We start from the raw sequence: 3,348 nt of genomic DNA on the forward strand, positions 1-3,348 counted from the left end.
GCCGCGCAGCGCGTCGTAGTCCAGGACGACACAGCCGATACCGCGGTCCGTGGCAAGCACCCGCGCCTGGGGCTTGATCTCCTGCGCCGCGAAGATCCCCTTCACCGGGGCCAGATGCGGATCGCGGTTGAGCAGTTCGAGATAGCGGGTCAGCTGCTCCACCCCGTCGATCTCCCCGCGCCGTTTGAGCTCCACCGCGACGGTGCCGCCGTCGGCGTCCCGGCAGAGAATGTCCACGGGGCCAATGGCAGTGGGGTATTCACGCCGAATAAGCGTCCAGCCATCGCCAAGTGTCTCGATACGGTCGGCCAGCAACTCCTGCAGATGGGCTTCCACGCCATCCTTGATCAGACCGGGGTCCACCCCGAGTTCATGCGAGGAGTCGTGCAGCACTTCCTCCATGGTGATGATGAGCTTCTCGCCCGCTTTGTTCACCACCGTCCACACATCGCCGTCCCCCTCCTTGAGGGTGCACGGCGGAGACATCCAGTTGAGGGGTTTGTAGGCCCTGTCGTCCGCGTGGATGGAGACACTGCCGTCGGCCTTGATGAGGATCAGACGGGGTGCCGAGGGAAGGTGAGCGGTGAGCCGGCCGGCGTAGTCCACGGAGCAACGGGCGATGACGAGACGCATGGTCGGCAACGCTACTCGACGGCGGGTGGCCTACGCGATTCGTCCGACGCCGGGCCCCTGCGGGGGTGGCTGGTTGTGCACGCATTCTCCTGGTGCGGCCACAGTGGCCGATTACCGTTGAAGCGGGCGGTCGTCATGCGGGTACGCTCCGTCGCCGTCCGCTCATCCGTCCCTGAGACCCCCGTCATGGGGGTCGCGAGAGGAGACTCCATGTCGCTCGACGTCTCACCGGCCCTCCTTGCCCAGGCCGAGCGAGGCGAGGTCGACGAAGTCGACTTCGTCGACTGCGTCCGGAACTCCCTGCCTTACGCATGGGAGATGATCAGCTCTCTGGTGGCCCAGTTGAAGATCGACGGCGGGGAATTCGCCGACAATCAGACACCGCCGCCGGACGAGCAGGCCCGCGGTCAGCTGCTGCGGGCACTCGCGAGCGACGCGATACGAGGCGCGCTGCAGCGCCACTTCGGGGTGCGGTTGGCCTTCCAGAACTGCCACCGGGTAGCGGTGTTCCCGTTGGACGGGTCGTCCGACGAGAGACTGGCGCGCTTCACCTCGCCGCGCGGTCAGCTGCTGAACCAGTCACCCGAGCTGCGCGACTGCTGACCCGGATGTCCGCTGCCGCTCCACGAGGGGGAGATGTCCTGACCGCGCAGGACTTTTGCACAGGAGGTCTTCAGCGCAGGAGCGGCAGCACCTCGGCGCCCAGCCGGCGCACATTCTCCTCCGTGGCTGCCAGCTCTCCCGAGCCCTCGACCAGCAGCGCGAAGCGGCGGATACCGGTGCGCTCCGCCGTCGCCGCCAGCCGGTCCGCGCACAGCCGCGGCGGCCCGACCGGGTGCAGTCCGCACAGCAGCTCGGCATAGGCGAGCGGATCGCGCATCCGGCGCGGTCGTCCGTCCACCGTCACATGCGCGTCAAGGCCCTGGCGCAGCCAGCCGGGCATGGCCTTGACAAGGGCCTCCGCCGCGACGGGGCGGGCGTCCGCGATCTGCACCACCCCCGCCGAGACATGTTCTTCGGCCACCGCAGCGACCTCCTCCGGGGAGCGGCCCGCGGCCAGCGCGGATTCCCGCCACAACCCGACCGCCTCGGCTTTCTCATCGTCCCCGCAGTGCATCCCCAGCATCATGGGCAATCCGCGCTCGGCGGCCAGCCGCACGGTGCCCGGTGACGTACAGGCCACGATCACCGGGGGCCCGCCGACCATCCCCTCGTCCGTCAGCGCTTCGTCGGGCCGCGGTACGACCGGCACCTCACGGAAGGCGAAGCGGTCCCCGGCCGCGCCGACCCGTGGCTCGCGGAGCCAGCGCAGCAGCAGGTCGAGCGACTCGGGGAAGTCCCGCTCGTACGCACGCAGACCGGTGCCGAACACCTCCAGGTCCACCCAGGGCCCGCCCCGGCCGACGCCCAGCGTGAAGCGCCCCCCGGAGACGAGGTGGAGCAGCGCTGCCTGCTCACCCAGCGCGACGGGGTGCGCGGTCGGCAGCACGCTCACGGCCGTGCCGACGCCTATCCTGCGCGTACGGCCGAGCAGCAGCGCGGCGAGCGTGACGGCGGACGGGCAGACGCCGTACGGGACGAAGTGGTGCTCGGCGAGCCACACCGCGTCCAGCCCCGCCTCTTCGGAGAGTTGTGCGGACCGTACCGCCCGGTGCAGCGCCTCCCCCTGGCACTGGCCCGGAAATTGAGCGGCGAGGATGAAAGCCCCCACACGCATTGCCATCTGCCTCCTCTTGCGGTCGTCGCCGCCGCCACGGGCACCCTCCCCCACATAGGCATTAACGCCTGACACGTGCCAAGGGCACGGCCTGGCAAGAAGTTTTCATGATGATCGGAGGACGGTTGTGGACACGGCTTTTCGGGACCGTGACGGTAACGCGTACGCTGGTCACAGCCAGTAGCTCCCAGCGTCCTTCGAGGTGCCCCGTGTCCCCACGCCGAAACCGCTCGCGAGGCGGCGAGAAGCCGAGCGGCCGCCAAGACGAAGATCGCGCCGACCGCTATGGGCTGGAGTCGACGCAGAGCTGGCAGGGCGAGGAGTGGGTGGTGCGCCAGGTCGGCGGCGGCACCGCCAAGCACTACCGCTGCCCCGGCTGTGACCAGGAGATCCCGCCCGGTGTGCCGCATATCGTGGCCTGGCAGCAGCACAGCGGCGTGGACGACCGCCGCCACTGGCATAAATCCTGCTGGAACGCGAGAGACCGCCGGAGCGCGAAGCTCCAGCGGTCCCGTAACGCGCCGAGGCATTAACCGGCGGATTCAGCAGGTATCGCCTGCCGCATGCGCCTGTCAGACGTCGCGCTTCTCCAGCAGCGCGTACGCCGCGATGAACGCCGCGGCCGTGACCCCGGCCAGCAGCCCCAGCTGGGACCAGCCGGTGCCGAGTTCGTCGTCGATCTGGAAGAGCGCGGCCAGCGAGTTGGGGGAGGAGTACTTCTGCATCTTCTCGCCCAGGGTCTGCAGGCTGCTGGACATCATCAGGAAGGCGGGGAGGATCGCGGGGAGCAGCACCACACCGAGCATCGCGGTGATCGCGCCGGCGGAGTGGCGCAGCATGCTGCCGACCGCGAGCGAGAGCAGCCCGAGCAGCGAGACGTACAGCCCGGCCCCCACGGTCGCCCCGAGCAGCTGCTTACCGGTCGGCTCCATGACCTCCGGCCCGCTGTGCATCCCCGCGCTCGCGAAGGCCACGAACGCGAGCGCGGCGGTGGTGGT

Annotated in this window: 4 protein-coding genes and 1 pseudogene; 2 read left to right on the forward strand and 3 right to left on the reverse strand. The window is 69.5% G+C overall.

Features of this window, described 5'->3' with window-relative positions; translation table 11 throughout:
- Nucleotides 1–633, reverse strand: a 633-nt coding sequence (nucS, locus tag CCN51_RS33985) for an endonuclease NucS (RefSeq protein WP_211303275.1), incomplete at its 3' end; no start/stop codon positions are given.
- Nucleotides 634–843: 210 nt separating this feature from the next.
- Between nucS and CCN51_RS33990 the strand changes: the two genes are divergently transcribed.
- On the forward strand, nt 844–1,236 hold the full coding sequence (locus CCN51_RS33990) for an SCO5389 family protein (RefSeq protein WP_014176357.1): 393 nt from the start codon (nt 844–846) through the stop codon (nt 1,234–1,236).
- Nucleotides 1,237–1,306: 70 nt separating this feature from the next.
- On the opposite strand, the gene CCN51_RS33995 is transcribed toward CCN51_RS33990, so the two are convergent.
- On the reverse strand, nt 1,307–2,350 hold the full coding sequence (locus tag CCN51_RS33995) for an LLM class flavin-dependent oxidoreductase (protein WP_014176356.1): 1,044 nt from the start codon (nt 2,348–2,350) through the stop codon (nt 1,307–1,309).
- Nucleotides 2,351–2,559: 209 nt separating this feature from the next.
- Here CCN51_RS33995 and CCN51_RS34000 point away from each other — a divergent pair, with 209 nt between their 5' ends.
- Nucleotides 2,560–2,883 (forward strand): hypothetical protein, encoded by a 324-nt coding sequence (locus CCN51_RS34000; protein WP_043486757.1) that lies wholly within the window; start codon nt 2,560–2,562, stop codon nt 2,881–2,883.
- A gap of 39 nt (nt 2,884–2,922) precedes the next feature.
- Here CCN51_RS34000 and CCN51_RS34005 read toward each other — a convergent pair.
- Nucleotides 2,923–3,348 (reverse strand): annotated as a pseudogene (locus CCN51_RS34005) (ABC transporter permease); the annotation flags it as partial.

This window comes from Streptomyces milbemycinicus (assembly GCF_002154605.1).
Lineage (GTDB): Bacteria > Actinomycetota > Actinomycetes > Streptomycetales > Streptomycetaceae > Streptomyces > Streptomyces milbemycinicus.